Origin of the sequence: Chitinophaga sp. W2I13 (assembly GCF_050434005.1) — a bacterium.
In the GTDB taxonomy this organism is placed as follows: domain Bacteria; phylum Bacteroidota; class Bacteroidia; order Chitinophagales; family Chitinophagaceae; genus Chitinophaga.
In genome coordinates this window covers 5,679,476-5,695,541 of record NZ_JBNPWD010000001.1, presented here as the reverse complement: position 1 = coordinate 5,695,541, position 16,066 = coordinate 5,679,476, and the positions used below count along the sequence as shown (strand labels likewise).

Sequence of the window (16,066 nt, the reverse complement as noted above, 5' to 3'; positions counted from 1 at the left end):
TATTCAAGGGATTTTGATTCCGGGAGATAGCTACCCGCATTTCTATCTCCCGGAAATTTATACCTGCTTCTGGTTATCAAACTTTTTACGGTATTTCCGGATATAGGCAGATGGGTTCATCTCGAACACCTTACAAAATTGCTCCCGGAAATACTTCACGTCGTTAAATCCTACCTGGAAGGCGGCCTCATTTACATTGCATCCGGTATTAATGAGCAGCTCTGCTGCTTTCCTCAACCGGATGAAACGGATAAACTCATTTACGGAGTGGCCGGAAATGGATTTCACCTTTTTATAAAGGGTGGAGTGACTGATCCCTATTTCGAGGGCGAACAGTTTAATGTTGAAGTCGGGGTTATCAAGATGCTTCTCGGTAACAGCAATACAACGGTGCAGGAACTCCTTGTATTCTGCCGATATTTTCTGGTTGCCGGTGTTCAGCGTGATTTCCTTGTAAAAATATTGCTGCAGGGTGTTGCGGCTGCGGATAATATTGGTAATGCGCGCCACGAAGAGGTCTTTGTCAAATGGCTTGCTGAGATAGTCGTCGGCCCCGCCTTCGATGCCTTTTAATTTTATTTCGGGAGAAGAGCTGGCCGTAAGCAATACCACAGGGATATGGCCCAACGCCGGATCCGACTTTATCTGGCGGCACAATTCAATACCGCTTTGTCCTTCCATCAGCACATCGCTGATAATGATATCGGGCAGGTGGCGGCTGGCCAGTTGGTAGCCCTCCCCTCCTTCTGATGCCTCATAAATATTGAAGGTTGCCTTGAAAATGCTTTTGATGTAGTCGCGTATCTGGCCATTGTCGTCTACAATGAGCATGCTGGGGCGGGGCGACAGTAACACGTCCAGGGTATCTTCCGCAGCAGCTTCTTCTGCTTCCATCAGTGCCAGGTCATCTTCTTCCACCAGTTCTTCCAACAGCGATTCCATTCCGGCAGTTTCTTCGAAAATCGTATAGCCCTGCAGGTGATCCCTGCCCTTTTGCAGGGTAATCGTAAAGGTGGTACCGTTGCCCGGCTCACTTTCATATGCCACGGTACCTTTATGCGCCTGTACAAATTTTTTAACGAGATATAATCCTATACCGAAGCCATTTTTCAGGGAAGTATCTTTTTCTGATACCTGGTAAAAGCGTTCAAAGAGTTGATTGCCTACCTGGCCGGGAATGCCGCAACCGCTGTCGGCAACGCGGATGACAATACCTTCGGGGAGATCCGACAGCGAAAAATGGATGCTGCCGCCGTCGGGCGTATATTTAAAGGCGTTAGACAACAGGTTAAACAAGGCCACTTCTATTTTCTCGCGGTCGGCGTATGCCATTACCTGTTCCGCGTTACAGATGAAGTCGAACTGCAGTTTCTTCATGCCAGCCTGGTGAGTAAAGCAAAGATACACTTCCCGGCAGATAGCGGCCATGTCCAGGGGCACAATTTTCAGCTGGTCTTCTTCCTGGTCGGCTTTTCTGAATAGCAGGAGCTGGTCTACCAGGCTCAGTAAGCGGCGGGCATTGCGGTATACAATGGTGAGGTCCTTGCTTTCGATTTGCCTGCCATCGCTGTAAAGGAGTTCTTTTACAGGATTGATAATCAGCGTGAGCGGGGTCCGGAATTCATGCGACACGTTGGTAAAGAACGAGAGCCTTTTTTCATGCACTTCTTTTTCTTTTTCCGACCGGATATGCGACAGTTCTATTTCATACCGGAGACGGGCCTGCCTGCGCTGGTAAAAGCGATAAGCGTATAAAAGGCCGCCGGTGAGTAATGCGTATATGATGTATGCCAGCCAGGTGCGGTACCACGGAGGCAGCACTTTAATTTTGATGATCCGTTCCTGCGGATTCCAGATGCCATCTGCATTGGTGCTTTTTATACGGAAGGTGTAATTGCCTTCATGCAGGCGGGTATAGTTGGCGGTTCGTTGTGCGTTCACATAGTTCCAGTCGTTATCCCAGCCCTCCATATAATATGCATAGGCAATCTTATCCGGGGAAGAGTATTCCAGCGCTACATAGTCGAGGGAAAATACGGCCTTATCATAGGGCAGCACCAGTTCATCAAGATAACTTAGCGACTGGTGGCTGCTTTTGGTATGTTCCGGATCATATGGCGTGTTGGAAATACGTAGCCCTGCGATGAGCAGCGGCGGGAAGTCGTTTTTTTCCGCGATGGCGGCAGGGTCAAAAATGTTAAACCCTTTGATGCCGCCAAAAAGCAGTTCTCCGGACGACAGGCGCAATGATGCGTTGTAGTTGAACTGGTTGCTTTGCAATCCGTCGGACTCATAAAAGTTTTTACATTGCCTGGTGGACGGGCTATAGCGGCAGATGCCGTTGTAGGTACTCATCCACAGGTTTCCTTTATTATCTTCTTCAATATTAAGGACAGCGTTATTGGGCAGTCCTTCCTGTTCTGCGATGGTAGTGGTTTTACCGGTGTGGCGGTCAAACTGCACGAGTCCTCCTCCTTCGGTGCCTATCCAGAAATGGCGGGCATTGTCTTCACAGATCGCCCGGACGTTGAAGTCCATATTATAATACTGGTGCTGCCGGTTTTTCGTGTCCGCTTTTATGAGCCTGTTGAAAGTGCCGAGCCAAAGGTCGCCGGCTTTATCTTCCGCGATGGTGATAATATCGCGGAGGCCGGGATCAAAACACTCGAAGCGGTTGGCAGTTTTGTTCAGACGGTAGATGGTGCCTCCCATGCAGGCGCCCGCCCATAGGTTATCCTGACTGTCGAGATAGAGTTTCCAGATGAACTTATCTTCATAACCATTAAGACTGCACGGGTATTTTTCAAAGGTATGCGTTGATCTGTTATAGCGGTTGATGCCGCCGCCGAAGGTGGCCACCCAGATATTATTATCCTCGTCTTTTACGATACTGGTAACATTATTATTACTGAGTGAACCGGGGCTATTGGCTTTGTGGACAAAGGCGGCATAGGTGTTTTGTTTCCGGTTCCATACAGAGATCCCGCCGCCGTCGGATCCTATCCAGATATCTTTATTATCATCTTCACAAAATGAAAAAGCAAAATTCGCTGCCGGGCTATTACCGGGTAAGGGATTGGGGGTGATGGTAGTAAACCGGGATTTCTGTTTATCTATAATATTAATGCCTCCGCGCAGGGTACCGATCCATTTGCGTTGGTCACGATCTTCATACACCGCATACACCGCGTTGCTGGTCAGGGAAGATTTATCTTTCCCGGTTTGAAGTTGCCAGGCGGTATCTTTTTGTGCCGGCATTACAAAAATGCCATCTCCATCGGTAGCTACCCATAGCTGCCGGCTGGCGTCGATCGTTAAGCTGATCACTTTACTATCCTGCCGGCGGGTGGCCGCTAATGACCGGGAAAGGTTATTGGTGGCGGGATTGTAAAGGTAAACGCCTTCGTCGGTGCCCATCCATAATTGCCCGGACGCATCAGCGATCAGGCAATTCCCTCTTTTCTGTTGTCCGTTTACCAGGATGATCTGCTGTTTATTTTCATCATAGCGGCAAAGTCCTACGTTCTGTACGATGAGCCAGCACCGGCCGTGGGCATCATTCACGATAGCGGGAACGTTGTTGTTGACAATGGTATTGACACCTGCCAGCGGGATTTGCCGGGCGAGGTTGCCAGCTGGCGGATAAACAAGGAGACCATGATTGGCGGTGCCCATTAGCACCAGCCCTTTCCGGTTGGTGACGATGGTATATACTTCTGAAGAAACGGGCAGGGTATCGCCTTTTGTCCAGCTGCGGTAATACACCGGCTGGAATATGCCTGTTGGACTATTCAACCGGTTCGCACCATGTTTGGTACCTACCCACATATAGCCTGTAGAATCTTCTGCGATGGCAACGATGCGGTTATTGATCAGGGAGTTCGGCACTTTGAGCTGCTGCCGGCTTACTTTGAAGCTATAGCCGTCGAAACGGTTTAGTCCATCGTAAGTTCCAAACCACATAAAACCATACCGGTCTTTATGTATGCAGGTAACGGAATTATTGGACAGTCCCCGCTCAATGCCGAGATGACTGATAGGCTGTTGCTGTGCCCGCGCTTCACTGCGTATGAGCAGCATTGCCACGACCAGGGATATTACGCTAACCAGAATATGAGTACGTGAATTGGTATAGATCACTGCTTTCTTCTTTGAAGATGCTGTTTAATAGGCCTCTTCAACTAAGGTAGCAATTAAATGTAAACCTGACAATAATCGGATCCCCTAATTTCCGGCGATGCCGCATCAGAACATGGTACCAAACACGCGGTCCCACAGCGTAGAGCTTACGCCAAAACCCAGTTCCTCGTTTTTATAGTGATGCAGGTGGTGGTTACGCCACAAGGGCTTCAGCCATTTGAAAGGTGGCGCCCAGGCGTGGATGGCGTAGTGCATGCTTCCATAGGCAAGGTACCCGGAAATAAAGCCCGGGAAAAATAGCCAGGCGGCGTTGTGCATCAGTAAATAAAAGACAGCAAAAAGAAAGGAAGAAATGATAAGGCTTGGCACGGGCGGCATAAACAGCCGTTGGCGGTCGCGCGGATATTCATGATGATTGCCATGCAGGGTATAGGTGACTTTCCTCGCCAGCGGATGTTCGCTGACCCAGTGAAAGATAAACCGGTGAGCGAGGTATTCAAAGAGTGTCCAGCCGGTTACGGCGGCCAGGTAAATTGCGCCAATTTCCCACCAGGAATAATGTAATGAAGTGCGGCTGTAATATATCATGTAGCTGATTACGGGCAGATACATCCCGAAGATAATGACGGGATGGGTTTTTGTAAGGAACTCCAGGTACCTGTTACTGAAAATCTGCGCCTGACCTTTGTTGTGCACTTTTTCAAATTTCATATGCGGCTGTTTTATGCGTAGCATCCGCCGTAAAATGCAACAGCAAAGGTTTACGGCCATCTATTTTATCATGAGCTGCGGATTTAACGGGTTGAATTGTTGAAAAAAGGGGTTTACCCGGAGGAGCACAACCGGCTATTGTTACGTTTGAATTTCATAACTTTGGCGCTATGAAAGCAAAAGAAAGTGTAGCCTCCTTTTTTGAATTACATGGAAAGGAATATCCAAGCGGACAGTTCAGTGTAAACCGGCTGGAGGAATTTGGCTGCAGTGCTACCAATTTGCCTTCCAACAGGAGGGATTTTTATAAGATCTCGCTCATTATACAGGGCGGTGGTATTTTATCTTATTCAGATAAAAGTATCCGTATAGAAGGCGCCTGTCTTTCTTTCATGAACCCGATGATCCCTTACTCCTGGGACCCCACTACCAACGCGCAAACCGGCTATTTCTGCCTGTTCCAGGAAGACTTTATAGATGCGCATTTGAAGAATGGAAGCCTTGCGCAATCGCCGTTGTTTAAAACCGGCGGTAATCACATCTTTTTTCCTGATAAAGAGAAAGTGGATTTTCTGCAGCAGATATTTGAGAACATGCTGCGGGAGATGAATTCCGGTTATGCCAACAGGCAGGAATTGCAGAAAAGCTATGTGCAGATCATTATGCATGAAGCGCTGAAGATGCAGCCACCTGAAACCTATTACCAGGCGGGCAATGCCTCCCAGCGGATCAGTGAATTATTTATCGCTTTGCTGGAAAGACAGTTCCCTATTGATCCGCCCCACCAGGTGATCCGGCTGAAAAATGCCAATGAGTTTGCCGAACATTTATCTGTTCATACCAATCACTTAAACCGGGCGTTAAAGGAAACCACCGGAAAAACCACTACCGAGTGGATTTCGGAGAAAATAACCGCCGAAGCAAAGGCGCTGCTGCTGCACAGCAATTGCGATATTGCGGAAATCGGTTACTGCCTGGGCTTCGAGCATGCTTCCAACTTCAACATCTTCTTTAAAAAACAAGCTGGTCAAACGCCTAACCAGTTCCGGAAGGCAACTGTTTCCATTTCATAACTACCTGTTTGATTCGCATAATTCCGGGCGTACGGTGCCGGCTATCTTTGTGTCATAAATAAAAAATATATGGCACAGGAAGCATTAAAAGACAAAGTAGCCCTGATTACAGGAGGCACTACCGGTATAGGTTTGGCAACAGCTGAATTATTTCTGCGCAATGGCACCAAAGTGGTGATTGCAGGACGCCGGGAAACAGAAGGACAAAAAGCATTACAGCATTTACAACAGATCAGTTCCGATGTACATTTTATTGCGGCCGATGTGTCGCAGGGCCCTGTTGTGCAAAAGCTGGTAGCTGATACCGTGACTCGTTTCGGGCAACTGGACATTGCCTTTAATAATGCGGGTATTGAAGGCCGGTTTGGGCTGATTGAAGATACACCGGAAGAAGAATTTGATAAAGTGATCGGCATCAATTTAAAGGGTGTGTGGTTATCCTGCAAATATGAAATTGAGCAATTCAAAAAACAGGGTACTGGTGGGGCGATTGTAAATACTTCGTCGTGGCTGGCCCGCGGAGCGGGAGCTGGTTCGGGTGTATATTCCGCCAGCAAAGCGGGTACCGATGGCCTGATCCGGGCGCTGGCGATTGAAACAGCGGCGGCGGGTATCCGGGTAAATAATATTCAGCCGGGTTATATCCACACGCCGATGTTCGACCGGTTTTTCCCTACGGAGAATGCGGAAGCTTTACAGGAGCCTTTTAAGAAACATGCGCCTATGGGCCGTTTTGCGAAACCTGAAGAGGTGGCTGAACTGGTGTTGTGGCTGAGCAGTCCGGCAGCATCGTTTGTTACCGGGGAGAGCATCCTGGTAGATGGCGGTTTGGCTATTGGCGGTCAACGGCTATAAGCATCAGGGGGCTGTCTTTACCGGCAGCCCCTTGTTATACCAGCATCGACGGCGCCACGCCAAACGTCTTTTTAAAAGCAAAAGAAAAATGTGACAGATCTTCAAATCCTACTTCCAGGTATACATCCGATATTTTTCGTCCTTTTTCCTTGATGAGATAGTAGGCTTCCTGGAGTCGTTTCTGTTGCAGCCAGCGGCTGGGCGAGGTATGAAAGATCTTTTCAAAATCGCGCTTAAAGGTAGCCAGGCTTCTGCCGGTTAAATAGGCAAAGCGTTTCATTTCTACATTGAAGTGATAGTTTTGCTGCATAAAAGCCTCCAGGTCTATTTTGCCTGGTTCTGTAAAATCGAAGAGAATATTTTTGAGTGCCGGATCTACTTTCAGGAGGATGAGGATGGCCTCTTTCAGCTTCAGTGCAAACAGGTGATCGTTGCCCGGTTCATTCAGCTTTTCATAAGGCTGTAAGGAGGCAACATAACTTTGCAGCAGCGGATGGGGTTTCAGTTCCATCACGGTTTCGCTGTCCACCTGTTTATCAGCTGCATAGCCATATTCCATACTGAAATTACGGAGCGTGGTTTCATCGAGATAAACGGAGATTGTTTTAAACTCACCATTTTCCGGTGGTTGTTTGAAGAATTTGAGCAGTTTATTCCGTCTGCAGAAACGGAAAGTTCCCTCATCAAAAGTTTGATTGCGTTGTCCATCATTAAATGTGATGGCGCCCGCGATCTGGTAACTGAAAACGTGTACCGGAACAAACTGTTCTCCTTCCCTGCTCCTGTTTACGTAACAGGAATAAACAATTTCCTTCGACATAATATTATAGAATGATGGTTTTCGGTTCTACATATTCTTCCAATCCATATGCGCCAAATTCCCTTCCGATACCTGACTGTTTAAATCCTCCGAAGGGCGCCAGTGGATCATGATTCAGCGTATTAATAAGCACCCGTCCTGCTGCAATTTTTCCTGCGATATCCCTTGCTGTCTTTTCGTTGGATGAGCTGATGTACGCCATCAGGCCGTATGTTGTATCATTAGCGATATCGATGGCTTCTTCGATTGTTTTGTAAGTCATCACCGACATTACCGGTCCGAATATTTCTTCGCTGGCGATCCGCATGTTCCGGGTAACGCCGGTGAACACGGTTGGTTGCACGAAGTTACCCGCTTCCAATCCTTCGGGATGTCCTGTACCGCCTGTCAGCAGTTCTGCACCCTGATCGATGCCCAGTTGAATATACTGCTGCACGCGGTCGTATTGTTTCCTGCTCACGAGCGGGCCTATAGTCGTTGTTTTGTCCATAGGGTCGCCAACTTTCACCTTTGCCACCGCTGATTTCAGCAGGGCTTTTACTTCTTCCAGCCTGGCTTCCGGTACCAGCAGTCTTGTACCCGCGATGCATGCCTGCCCGTTGTTCATAAAGCAGGCGGCTACTGCCATCGGAATGGCGGTACTGAAATCGGCATCATCGAGGATGATATTGGCGGATTTGCCGCCGAGTTCCAGTGTGACCCGTTTCATGGTATCTACGGCGCCGCGTGCAATCATTTTTCCTACTGCTGTAGAGCCGGTGAAAGAGATCTTGGCGATACCGGGATGCAGTGTGATTTCTGCGCCTACTACATTGCCCAGGCCATTGACGATATTGAATACTCCCGGCGGCAGTCCTGCTTTATGAAGCGCTTCTGCGACGATCTGCGTTTGAATGGCGCTCATTTCACTGGGCTTGATAACAGCAGTGCAACCTGCCGCGACAGCGGTAGCCAGTTTATTGCAAATATAGCTGGCATTCGCATTCCAGGGCGTAATAATTCCAACTACGCCCAATGGTTCCATGACCACATCCGAGGTGCCTGCTTTGCGGGTGAAGGAGAAATCTTCCAATACTTTTTTATAGTGAAGAAAACTATCGGCGGCCAGTTGATTGCTGGCCAGGGCCCGTTGCGCAGGGGCGCCGTATTCGATGATGGAGGCTTCCACCAGGTCCGGCACTCTTTTCTGCATGGCGTCGTGTAGGCGTTGGAGGTAGTTGCTCCGTTGTTGCACCGTTGTTTTTGAAAAGGTAGCAAAGGCGGCTTTTGCTGCGGCAACGGCTCTGTTTACATCCGTTTCATCCCCCAGTGTTACTGTTCCTATTTGTTGATTGGTGCTGGGGTTGATGAGATCGAAGGTAGTGGCGCCATGTGGTGTTACGAAGGCGCCGTTGATATATATATGGTCTATTGTTTTCATGTTACTCGGCTGTTTTTGTGGCGAATTTATCTGCTGCGGTTGTTCCGAAGAAGTCGACAGCATCATCGTGATCAGTGGAAGTGCTAACGGGCAGCCACTTTTCAAATTCCGCCTGTCGCGCGGCATCCGCCTGTTTTAAAATCCCTGCGGCTTCGCTGCCCAGGATGAGATGCACAGGTGGGGCGGGATGGTTTGCCAGATCCACCATTACTTTGGCGGCTTTTTCAGGATCGCCTACCGGCACATAGTTTCCTTCGCGGAGATATTTTATCATCCAGCCAACGGTAGGTTCATAATCTTCGATGGGTGTTGCGAAGGTCATAGATGCGCCGCCCCAGTCGGTGCGGAATCCGCCTGGCTCTACGGAGGTAACGAAGATGCCCAGCGGTGCTACTTCTTTGGCCAGGGCTTCGGTGAATCCGCCGAGGCCGAACTTAGCCGCCTGGTAGATGGTGAGACCGGGGTTTCCTACGCGGCCGCCTATGGAGCTGATCTGGAGGATGCGACCGGCGCGTTGTTTACGCATGTGCGGAAGGACTGCCCTGGTGATAGCGATGGGTGCGTAGAGGTTTGTTTCCAGCTGGCTGCGTACCTGTTCTTCGGTGAAGGCTTCTGCGGCGCCGGTGATACCAAAGCCGGCATTGTTTACCAGCACATCAATTTTACCAAAGTGTGCGATGGCTGTATCTATTGCCTGTTGGATCTGTTGGTTGTTTGTTACATCGAGTTGTAGGGGAAGGAGCTGGCCGGGGTATTGTGCGGCGAGGTCATTTAGTTGTGCGGGGGTGCGGGCGGCAGCGGCAACCTGATCGCCCTGGGCGAGCACTGCAGCAGTAAGACTGCGGCCGAGGCCCCGGGAGCTTCCTGTGATAAACCAAACTTTTGTCATGAGTATTGTTTTTTGTTTAGACAAAGGTCGGGTGGAAATTACTGCCGGATTTTGTTGCAGGGCTCAAATATAGTTTGCCAGGAAGCTCAGGTATTTCTTATTTTTTCCAGTACTGCGGCGCTGCCTTTTCCCAGTCGCCTTATTATTGTGATAGTTTCCGATACACTGATAGGCAGGTAACGGACATCCTGCTTCTCCCGGGCACAGATGATACCAGAAGAGGGAGTGGGCGCCGAAGGAAAGAATATAGAGCAGTAGTGTTCTGTTTCATCTACCACAAAACAAATCACTTCATTACCATCTATCAGCACAGCAGCCGGCTTCCAGTTAGAAGCCTGGCTACTGGTAAGTTTGTCGGTGGAGAGTGCCTGCAGATAAGAATATCCTGGAATATGTACCAGGATATCATCTTCCAGGATCCTTTTAAAACGCCGGGCAATGCCGGTGTGCATAAAGATCCCTGCCAGGAAACAAAGCAGCAGGAGAATGAGGATGGTTAGCAGCGTTTCTTTCCCGATGCCGGGGACCTGAACAGGTAGCTTGTGTGCAATGGGGACCACCACCCGCTTTATGAGGCTACCTGCTTTCACAATTACTGCTATCAGCACAAACAGGGGAATCAGTAACAACAACCCTCCTACAATGGTTATTTTTATATAGTGGAAGAAATTTTTCATTGTGCACCGTCTTCTACCTGTACTACTTCATACTGGCTTTTGCCGTCGAGATTTACCGGCTGGTAATAGGTTTCTCCTACTTTGACGTAGGTTTGATCTCCTATTTTTACTTCTTCGCCACCGGCGGGCAGGTTTTGCACAACGGCTCCCGCAGGTGGAGATACAACGTTATACTTGCTGCCATCTTTCTCGTAATATGCCCCGCCATAATAATAGTTAGTAACATTATTTACCACTACCGGTTGCGCGCCTGAAGGCACCGTAGTGATAGTAGCTCCCACCGGCGCCTGTACAACAGTGTAGCCATTATTGGCCTGCTGATACCACACGCCCTGGTCATAATGATACTTTGCATTATTGATGCTCACAATGATGGCGGTAGTAGCCAGTGTGGCGATAAAGAATCCCCACGGATGCCATACTGGTCCCCATGCATAGGGCCTGTAGGGGTGGTAATAGTAAGGATGGTATGAATAATATCTTCGTCCGCCGTAAGCATATGGCGGTCTGCGGTAGGTGTTGATATTGTTGCGCCTTACGACCGTATTGCGGTTGTTATGTACATTGATATCCCTGCTGTTATCGACATTGATATTTACGTTTCTGCGACTATTATTCACGCGGTTGCCAGAGTTATTGACACGGTTACCTGAGTTATTATTCCGGTTAATGTTATTCCGGTTAACGGTGTTGTTTTGCGGTCGATTGGCCGGTCGTGTTTGCTGCCGCGTGGGCCTTGCTGTTTGCGTGGGCCTTGCTGTTTGTGCAGGGCGTGCTGTTTGTGCAGGGCGGGTTCTGGCGGGTGCTTTCTGAGGTGTACGTGCAGGCCTGTTCCTTGCTGGTGCAGCTCCTCCCCGTCTCCTTTCCTGAGCAAGGCCCTCAAATGGTTGTATTGCAGTAAAGGAAATAAACAATAACCATATCGTAAAGTTCCTGATAGCTTTCATATGTGTGGTTTAATAATGAGGGAGATGTTATTTTCAGGGTACCGTCCTTTTATAACACCGGAAGTGATCAATTTGTTAACGAGATTTTGCGGGGGGATGTAAATCAGGGAGAAGAACAGCTTCCCGTTTTCCCCCACCCTGAAATGGATGGAGGAAAGGGAGAGCCTACCACTTGATTGCGCGCCCATGCAACCGGAAGTGGCAAAGTGGGTGGTTGGTTGGGTTATTTAATGGATGAATGAAATTCTTATTCCATGCGATTGCCTCCTTCAATATATGGTATTGAATCAATGTCCTGTCAACCGGAAATAAATAATGAATGTAGCGACTACGGGATTTCGTTTTTTAACAGATAATGGATTTGTTGCTTTGATAATGTTTGGTAATTATTTAGCGCTTCGGGATCAAAATTAGGGGATTTGTTTTGAACCGTCGTGTGACAAATGTCAATAAATAATTTTTGATGAAGATTTTATTCTTGAGAGAGTTTCCCTTGAAATCCCAAGATAAGAGGCAATATATGCCGATGGAACTCTCTTGATTAATTGCGGATGATTCTGCAGCAGAAAGTTATATCTGTCAGACGCCTTCTGCTTTCTCATTGCGAGTAAACGTTCTTCACTTCTACAGTAATAATATTCAGTAAGCTTTCGTCCGATAATATTAAACTCGAGGGAGTGCGCATAAAGATACATAAGATCATCATAATGAATGTACGCCAGTTCACATTCTTCCAGTGCCTCAATTGCTTCATGACTTTTAGTTCGTTCAAAGAAGGATAAAACCGATACAATAAAATCGTTGTCCATCATGAACCAACTTGTAACATCCTCTCCGTCCTTGTCATAGTAAGCCCTTAACAGCCCTTTTGATACAAAGAACAGATGATCACAAACCTTCCCTTGCTCTAATATTGTTTGTTTCTTTTTAAACTCAGCAAACTGTAGCCTACCTGATATTTCAACTTTCAAGTCGTCAGAAATAGGACCTAGCCGTGAAAGTAAAGCGAATAAGGCCTCCATTGTAGTCAGTTATTTTGAGGTGAATAATAATTTGGATTATAAATATAATAAAAATCAGAGCAACGCATCTATTCCAACATCAATAATCATCAACACATAAAATCTACACATTTACGATATAATCTTGTAATTTTATCGCTAAAATATAGATTAACATGTTAGCCCTGTGTTATTCCAAACAGAGAATAACAGAAAATAATCTTAAATGAAGAACCTCTTGTGCCGGGTCAGCTTTTCTGCCATCACCCGGATGGTATTGGGTATCGCTCTTTTGTTCACAGATCAGTTGTCTGTAACGTTTAGATATCTTATTGTTGTCATTTTTTTATTACCGGTGATCAGGTATATTCTTCATGCGTGGCAGCAAACGGAAATGGACGTTTTTTTCGCCGGCTACCCGAAGCTGGGAGTAGTTAGCCATTTTTTTATCCTTGCCGGCATAGCAGTGTTGTATGTATTGGTGTTAGCACACGTACTTGAGATTTACACTACCTCCTATTTCTGGTGGATACTCATCATCATTGCACCTGCGATAGGCTGGTATCTTTTGTTTGGTAAGGATCCCGCTCCAACAAAAGTACATGAACATAACAAACGGGCATTGCTGCGAACATTGGCCTTTTACATCATTCCTTTTTTCTTTGCCCTTAATTATGCATTCGACTTCTCTACGCCCACGGTTACAAGATATTACATCACCCGCAGCGATCATACTACTCATGTCTTTAACGATCCGGATATCAGCGAAATAGACATCTATTACTTTTACCTGTTGCCCGCGGAAAGTATGACCGGCCCCACGCGCTGGCAGACCGTTCCCGCAAATGACTACTATGGCGTTAAAGACTATGGTCCTTACAAAGGCAAGGATAGTGTAAACTACCTCGTAATGGATAAGTGGAAGGGACGTGACAGCGCAGCAGTGCCTTTCAGGGAGCGTTTCCAGCTCGAATTACTCCCTACAAATGTATTGCCTGTACGGCAAACCGTTCCCTTCAGCTTATACAAGCGGTTTAAAGATGGAGATTATCTGAATAAAGAAGAACACCGCGGCCTGTTAGGAATTAAATGGGTAAGCTATCATTAACTTGTACCCCTACTCCGCCTTCAACGACCTCACAGGATTCATCCTCGCGGCCTTCAGCGCCAGCACACCTACGGTAAGTAAAGCGATAAACACCGCCCCCAGTCCTGCCAGGCCAAATGTCCACCAATGGATATCTACCCGGTAGGCGAATCCATTCAGCCAGCGATGCATGCCCCACCAGCCCAGCGGTGTAGCTATCAGGATGGCAATTAATACCAGTTTAATAAAGTCGCCGGATAGCAGGCCGACTATACTCGTGATGGACGCACCCAGCACCTTGCGGATACCGATTTCTTTCAGGCGTTTTTCGGTGGAGAAAGTGGCCAGGCCAAATAAACCAAGACAGGCAATGAATATAGTGAGTGTGCCAAAAGCCGCAAATATTTCCCCGAAACGGAGGTCTTTCAGATATTGTTCATTGAAAGCCTGGTCCAGGAAGCTGTATTTGAATGGCCTTTGTGGTTCCAGCTGATTCCATGTTTGTTCCAACCCTGCGATGGTCTTGTTTATCTCCGCTGTTTTAATTCGCAGGGAAAGCCTGTTCAACGCATCGGAGGGCGCCATTCTTAACGCCAGCGGCTCTACTTTTTTGTGCAGCGACTGATAATTAAAATCTTTTACTACCCCGATAACGGTACCTTTACGACCCCATTGTTCAAAGCTCTTCCCTATAATTTCCTGCGGATTGGCATAGCCCCATTGTTTCGCAGCAGCTTCATTAATGATCATCGATTGCTCCAGGTCTGCCGGGAAATCACGGGAGTATGCTCTGCCGGCGGCCATCTTTATTTCATATGTTGGTAGAAAGTCCGCATCTATTTCATACAGCCCCGGGGCAAAAGGTTGCATTTCGCCACTTCGGGAGGCGACGAAAGTAGTGGCATTCGGGAAAAATTCTCCTGGTACTGCACGGGAAGCTGATACGGCTAGTACCGCCGGGTTATTGGCTAATGTGGCCTTTACAGCTTCTATGTTCTTATTCACTTCATTATCGCCACCATAGTCAATTACCAGCATCTGGTCCTGCCGGAAACCCAGGTTATGCGACCGCAAATGATCCAGCTGGGAAAATACGATCGCTGTACAGGCAATCAGTGCAATGGATAAAGTAAACTGGAATACCACCAGGCCCTTTCTCAGCTGGATACCTTTCCCGGAGGAATGAAATTTTCCTTTTAACACAAGGGCCGGCTTGAAACGGGACAGCACCAACGCCGGGTAAATACCCGCGGGAATCCCTACAAAAAAAGGCGCCAGTATTAAAACAGATATCATCTGCCACGACAGCAAGTCAACATACGGCAATGGCTTTCCGGATATATTACGCACCATCGGCAATAGAACAAATACCAACGCAAACGCCAGCACAGTAGCTAACATGGAAATCACCACAGCTTCAACAAGGTATTGCAGGATTAAACTCTGCGGATGCGCTCCCACAGCTTTTCGTACGCCAATCTCCTTTGCCCTTTCCATAGACCGCGCCGTAGTAAGATTGATGAAATTGATAGCCGCAATGAAAAGAATGAAAGCGGCTACCAGCGAAAAAATATACACATTTGACAAACTTCCGGTAGCTCCGGGCTGCCGCATTGCCTCCGAACGCAGATAAGCGTTTTTCAATGGTTCAAAAGCAATAGCATAGTTGCTTTCATTGGGAATATGCCGTTTTAAAAATTCAGGCACCTTTCCCTGCATCATGTTGATGTCAGCATTTTCGTTCAGTAAGAAATAAGTGTAGAAGTCAACGTATCCCCATTCATTAAAGATCTCCGGCCTGAAGCGATAAAAAGTACTCATCGACAATAATCCTGAAAACGTAAAGTGAGAATTGGAAGGCACATCTTCCATCACACCCGTAACTGTTAAAGGATTATCCTGATCGGTTTTAAACACCTGCCCTACCGGGTTGCGATCTCCAAAATATTTCTTTGCAGTACTCTCGGTAAGTACAATACTGTTAGGCGCCTTTAACACCGTTTCCCGGTTACCATATATCAGCTTCCAGCTAAAGATATCAAACATGGTAGAATCAGCGAATGTCAGGTTGCTTTCCTGGAACCGTTTATCGCCATGTTGCAGTAACAGGGTGATCGGGCTGGTGAACCTGGCTGTCATTTTTATTTCCGGAAAATCTGCCTGTAAAGCCGGCGCTACTGGCGCATTGCCCCATACCTGGTATTCTCCCGGTACTGGCGGGGGTAACTTCTGAGCAGATTTTTCGCGGTACGCATGCAGTACCCGGTAAATTTGATGGTAATTTTTATGATATCGGTCGTACGACAATTCATCTTTCACATATAACACAATAAGGATACAACAGGCAATACCGACGGTCAGACCAATGATATTGATCAAAGAGTACATTTTACTCCTGGAAAGGCTCCGCCAGGCAATTTTAAAATAGTTGCTGATCATAATTGTA

General features: G+C 47.5%; 12 protein-coding genes. 3 read left to right on the top strand and 9 right to left on the bottom strand.

Annotated features, from left to right (window positions below; translation table 11 throughout):
• Nucleotides 1-57: 57 nt before the first annotated feature.
• Together QFZ48_RS23575 and QFZ48_RS23570 are read right to left on the bottom strand one after the other, a co-directional pair.
• On the bottom strand, nucleotides 58-4,080 hold the full coding sequence (locus tag QFZ48_RS23575) for a hybrid sensor histidine kinase/response regulator transcription factor (protein ID WP_429065548.1): 4,023 nt from the start codon (nucleotides 4,078-4,080) through the stop codon (nucleotides 58-60).
• A 165-nt stretch (nucleotides 4,081-4,245) separates the two neighbouring features.
• Nucleotides 4,246-4,851: a sterol desaturase family protein gene (locus QFZ48_RS23570; RefSeq protein WP_429063912.1), complete on the bottom strand. Its 606-nt coding sequence runs from the start codon at nucleotides 4,849-4,851 to the stop codon at nucleotides 4,246-4,248.
• A gap of 170 nt (nucleotides 4,852-5,021) precedes the next feature.
• Here QFZ48_RS23570 and QFZ48_RS23565 point away from each other — a divergent pair, with 170 nt between their 5' ends.
• On the top strand, nucleotides 5,022-5,924 hold the full coding sequence (locus QFZ48_RS23565) for a helix-turn-helix domain-containing protein (RefSeq protein WP_429063910.1): 903 nt from the start codon (nucleotides 5,022-5,024) through the stop codon (nucleotides 5,922-5,924).
• A 69-nt stretch (nucleotides 5,925-5,993) separates the two neighbouring features.
• Nucleotides 5,994-6,779, top strand: a complete 786-nt coding sequence (locus tag QFZ48_RS23560) for an SDR family NAD(P)-dependent oxidoreductase (RefSeq protein ID WP_429063908.1) — start codon at nucleotides 5,994-5,996, stop codon at nucleotides 6,777-6,779.
• Nucleotides 6,780-6,813: 34 nt separating this feature from the next.
• Here QFZ48_RS23560 and QFZ48_RS23555 read toward each other — a convergent pair whose 3' ends face one another.
• The 6 genes from QFZ48_RS23555 to QFZ48_RS23530 all read right to left on the bottom strand — a co-directional run bounded on the left by QFZ48_RS23555 (nucleotide 6,814) and on the right by QFZ48_RS23530 (nucleotide 12,554).
• Nucleotides 6,814-7,599 (bottom strand): helix-turn-helix domain-containing protein, encoded by a 786-nt coding sequence (locus QFZ48_RS23555; RefSeq protein WP_429063907.1) that lies wholly within the window; start codon nucleotides 7,597-7,599, stop codon nucleotides 6,814-6,816.
• Nucleotides 7,600-7,603: 4 nt separating this feature from the next.
• Complete coding sequence (locus QFZ48_RS23550) at nucleotides 7,604-9,019, bottom strand: aldehyde dehydrogenase family protein (RefSeq protein ID WP_429063905.1); 1,416 nt, start codon at nucleotides 9,017-9,019, stop codon at nucleotides 7,604-7,606.
• Nucleotide 9,020: 1 nt separating this feature from the next.
• Complete coding sequence (locus QFZ48_RS23545; RefSeq protein ID WP_429063903.1) at nucleotides 9,021-9,908, bottom strand: oxidoreductase; 888 nt, start codon at nucleotides 9,906-9,908, stop codon at nucleotides 9,021-9,023.
• Between the two features lie 86 nt (nucleotides 9,909-9,994).
• Nucleotides 9,995-10,585 (bottom strand): hypothetical protein, encoded by a 591-nt coding sequence (locus QFZ48_RS23540; RefSeq protein WP_429063901.1) that lies wholly within the window; start codon nucleotides 10,583-10,585, stop codon nucleotides 9,995-9,997.
• Entirely contained in the window at nucleotides 10,582-11,532 is a 951-nt protein-coding gene (locus QFZ48_RS23535) for a DUF6515 family protein (RefSeq protein ID WP_429063899.1), read from the bottom strand. Before QFZ48_RS23535 ends, QFZ48_RS23540 begins: the two co-directional genes overlap by 4 nt.
• A gap of 446 nt (nucleotides 11,533-11,978) precedes the next feature.
• The gene (locus QFZ48_RS23530) at nucleotides 11,979-12,554 is read right to left on the bottom strand and encodes a Crp/Fnr family transcriptional regulator (protein WP_429063897.1); all 576 of its coding nucleotides are present in this window, start codon (nucleotides 12,552-12,554) and stop codon (nucleotides 11,979-11,981) included.
• Between the two features lie 205 nt (nucleotides 12,555-12,759).
• On the opposite strand from QFZ48_RS23530, the gene QFZ48_RS23525 reads away from it, so the two are divergent.
• Complete coding sequence (locus tag QFZ48_RS23525; RefSeq protein WP_429063896.1) at nucleotides 12,760-13,641, top strand: hypothetical protein; 882 nt, start codon at nucleotides 12,760-12,762, stop codon at nucleotides 13,639-13,641.
• A 9-nt stretch (nucleotides 13,642-13,650) separates the two neighbouring features.
• Here the strand turns inward: QFZ48_RS23525 and QFZ48_RS23520 are convergent, their stop codons facing one another.
• On the bottom strand, nucleotides 13,651-16,059 hold the full coding sequence (locus QFZ48_RS23520) for an ABC transporter permease (protein WP_429049061.1): 2,409 nt from the start codon (nucleotides 16,057-16,059) through the stop codon (nucleotides 13,651-13,653).
• Nucleotides 16,060-16,066 lie beyond the last annotated feature (7 nt).

Bases quoted from the DNA above. Each gene is read 5' to 3' on its own strand.
- QFZ48_RS23575 (WP_429065548.1), bottom strand. From the start codon at position 4,080: ATGCTGCTCATACGCAGTGAAGCGCGGGCACAGCAACAGCCTATCAGT.
- QFZ48_RS23570 (WP_429063912.1), bottom strand. From the start codon at position 4,851: ATGAAATTTGAAAAAGTGCACAACAAAGGTCAGGCGCAGATTTTCAGT.
- QFZ48_RS23565 (WP_429063910.1), top strand. From the start codon at position 5,022: ATGAAAGCAAAAGAAAGTGTAGCCTCCTTTTTTGAATTACATGGAAAG.
- QFZ48_RS23560 (WP_429063908.1), top strand. From the start codon at position 5,994: ATGGCACAGGAAGCATTAAAAGACAAAGTAGCCCTGATTACAGGAGGC.
- QFZ48_RS23555 (WP_429063907.1), bottom strand. From the start codon at position 7,599: ATGTCGAAGGAAATTGTTTATTCCTGTTACGTAAACAGGAGCAGGGAA.
- QFZ48_RS23550 (WP_429063905.1), bottom strand. From the start codon at position 9,019: ATGAAAACAATAGACCATATATATATCAACGGCGCCTTCGTAACACCA.
- QFZ48_RS23545 (WP_429063903.1), bottom strand. From the start codon at position 9,908: ATGACAAAAGTTTGGTTTATCACAGGAAGCTCCCGGGGCCTCGGCCGC.
- QFZ48_RS23540 (WP_429063901.1), bottom strand. From the start codon at position 10,585: ATGAAAAATTTCTTCCACTATATAAAAATAACCATTGTAGGAGGGTTG.
- QFZ48_RS23535 (WP_429063899.1), bottom strand. From the start codon at position 11,532: ATGAAAGCTATCAGGAACTTTACGATATGGTTATTGTTTATTTCCTTT.
- QFZ48_RS23530 (WP_429063897.1), bottom strand. From the start codon at position 12,554: ATGGAGGCCTTATTCGCTTTACTTTCACGGCTAGGTCCTATTTCTGAC.
- QFZ48_RS23525 (WP_429063896.1), top strand. From the start codon at position 12,760: ATGAAGAACCTCTTGTGCCGGGTCAGCTTTTCTGCCATCACCCGGATG.
- QFZ48_RS23520 (WP_429049061.1), bottom strand. From the start codon at position 16,059: ATGATCAGCAACTATTTTAAAATTGCCTGGCGGAGCCTTTCCAGGAGT.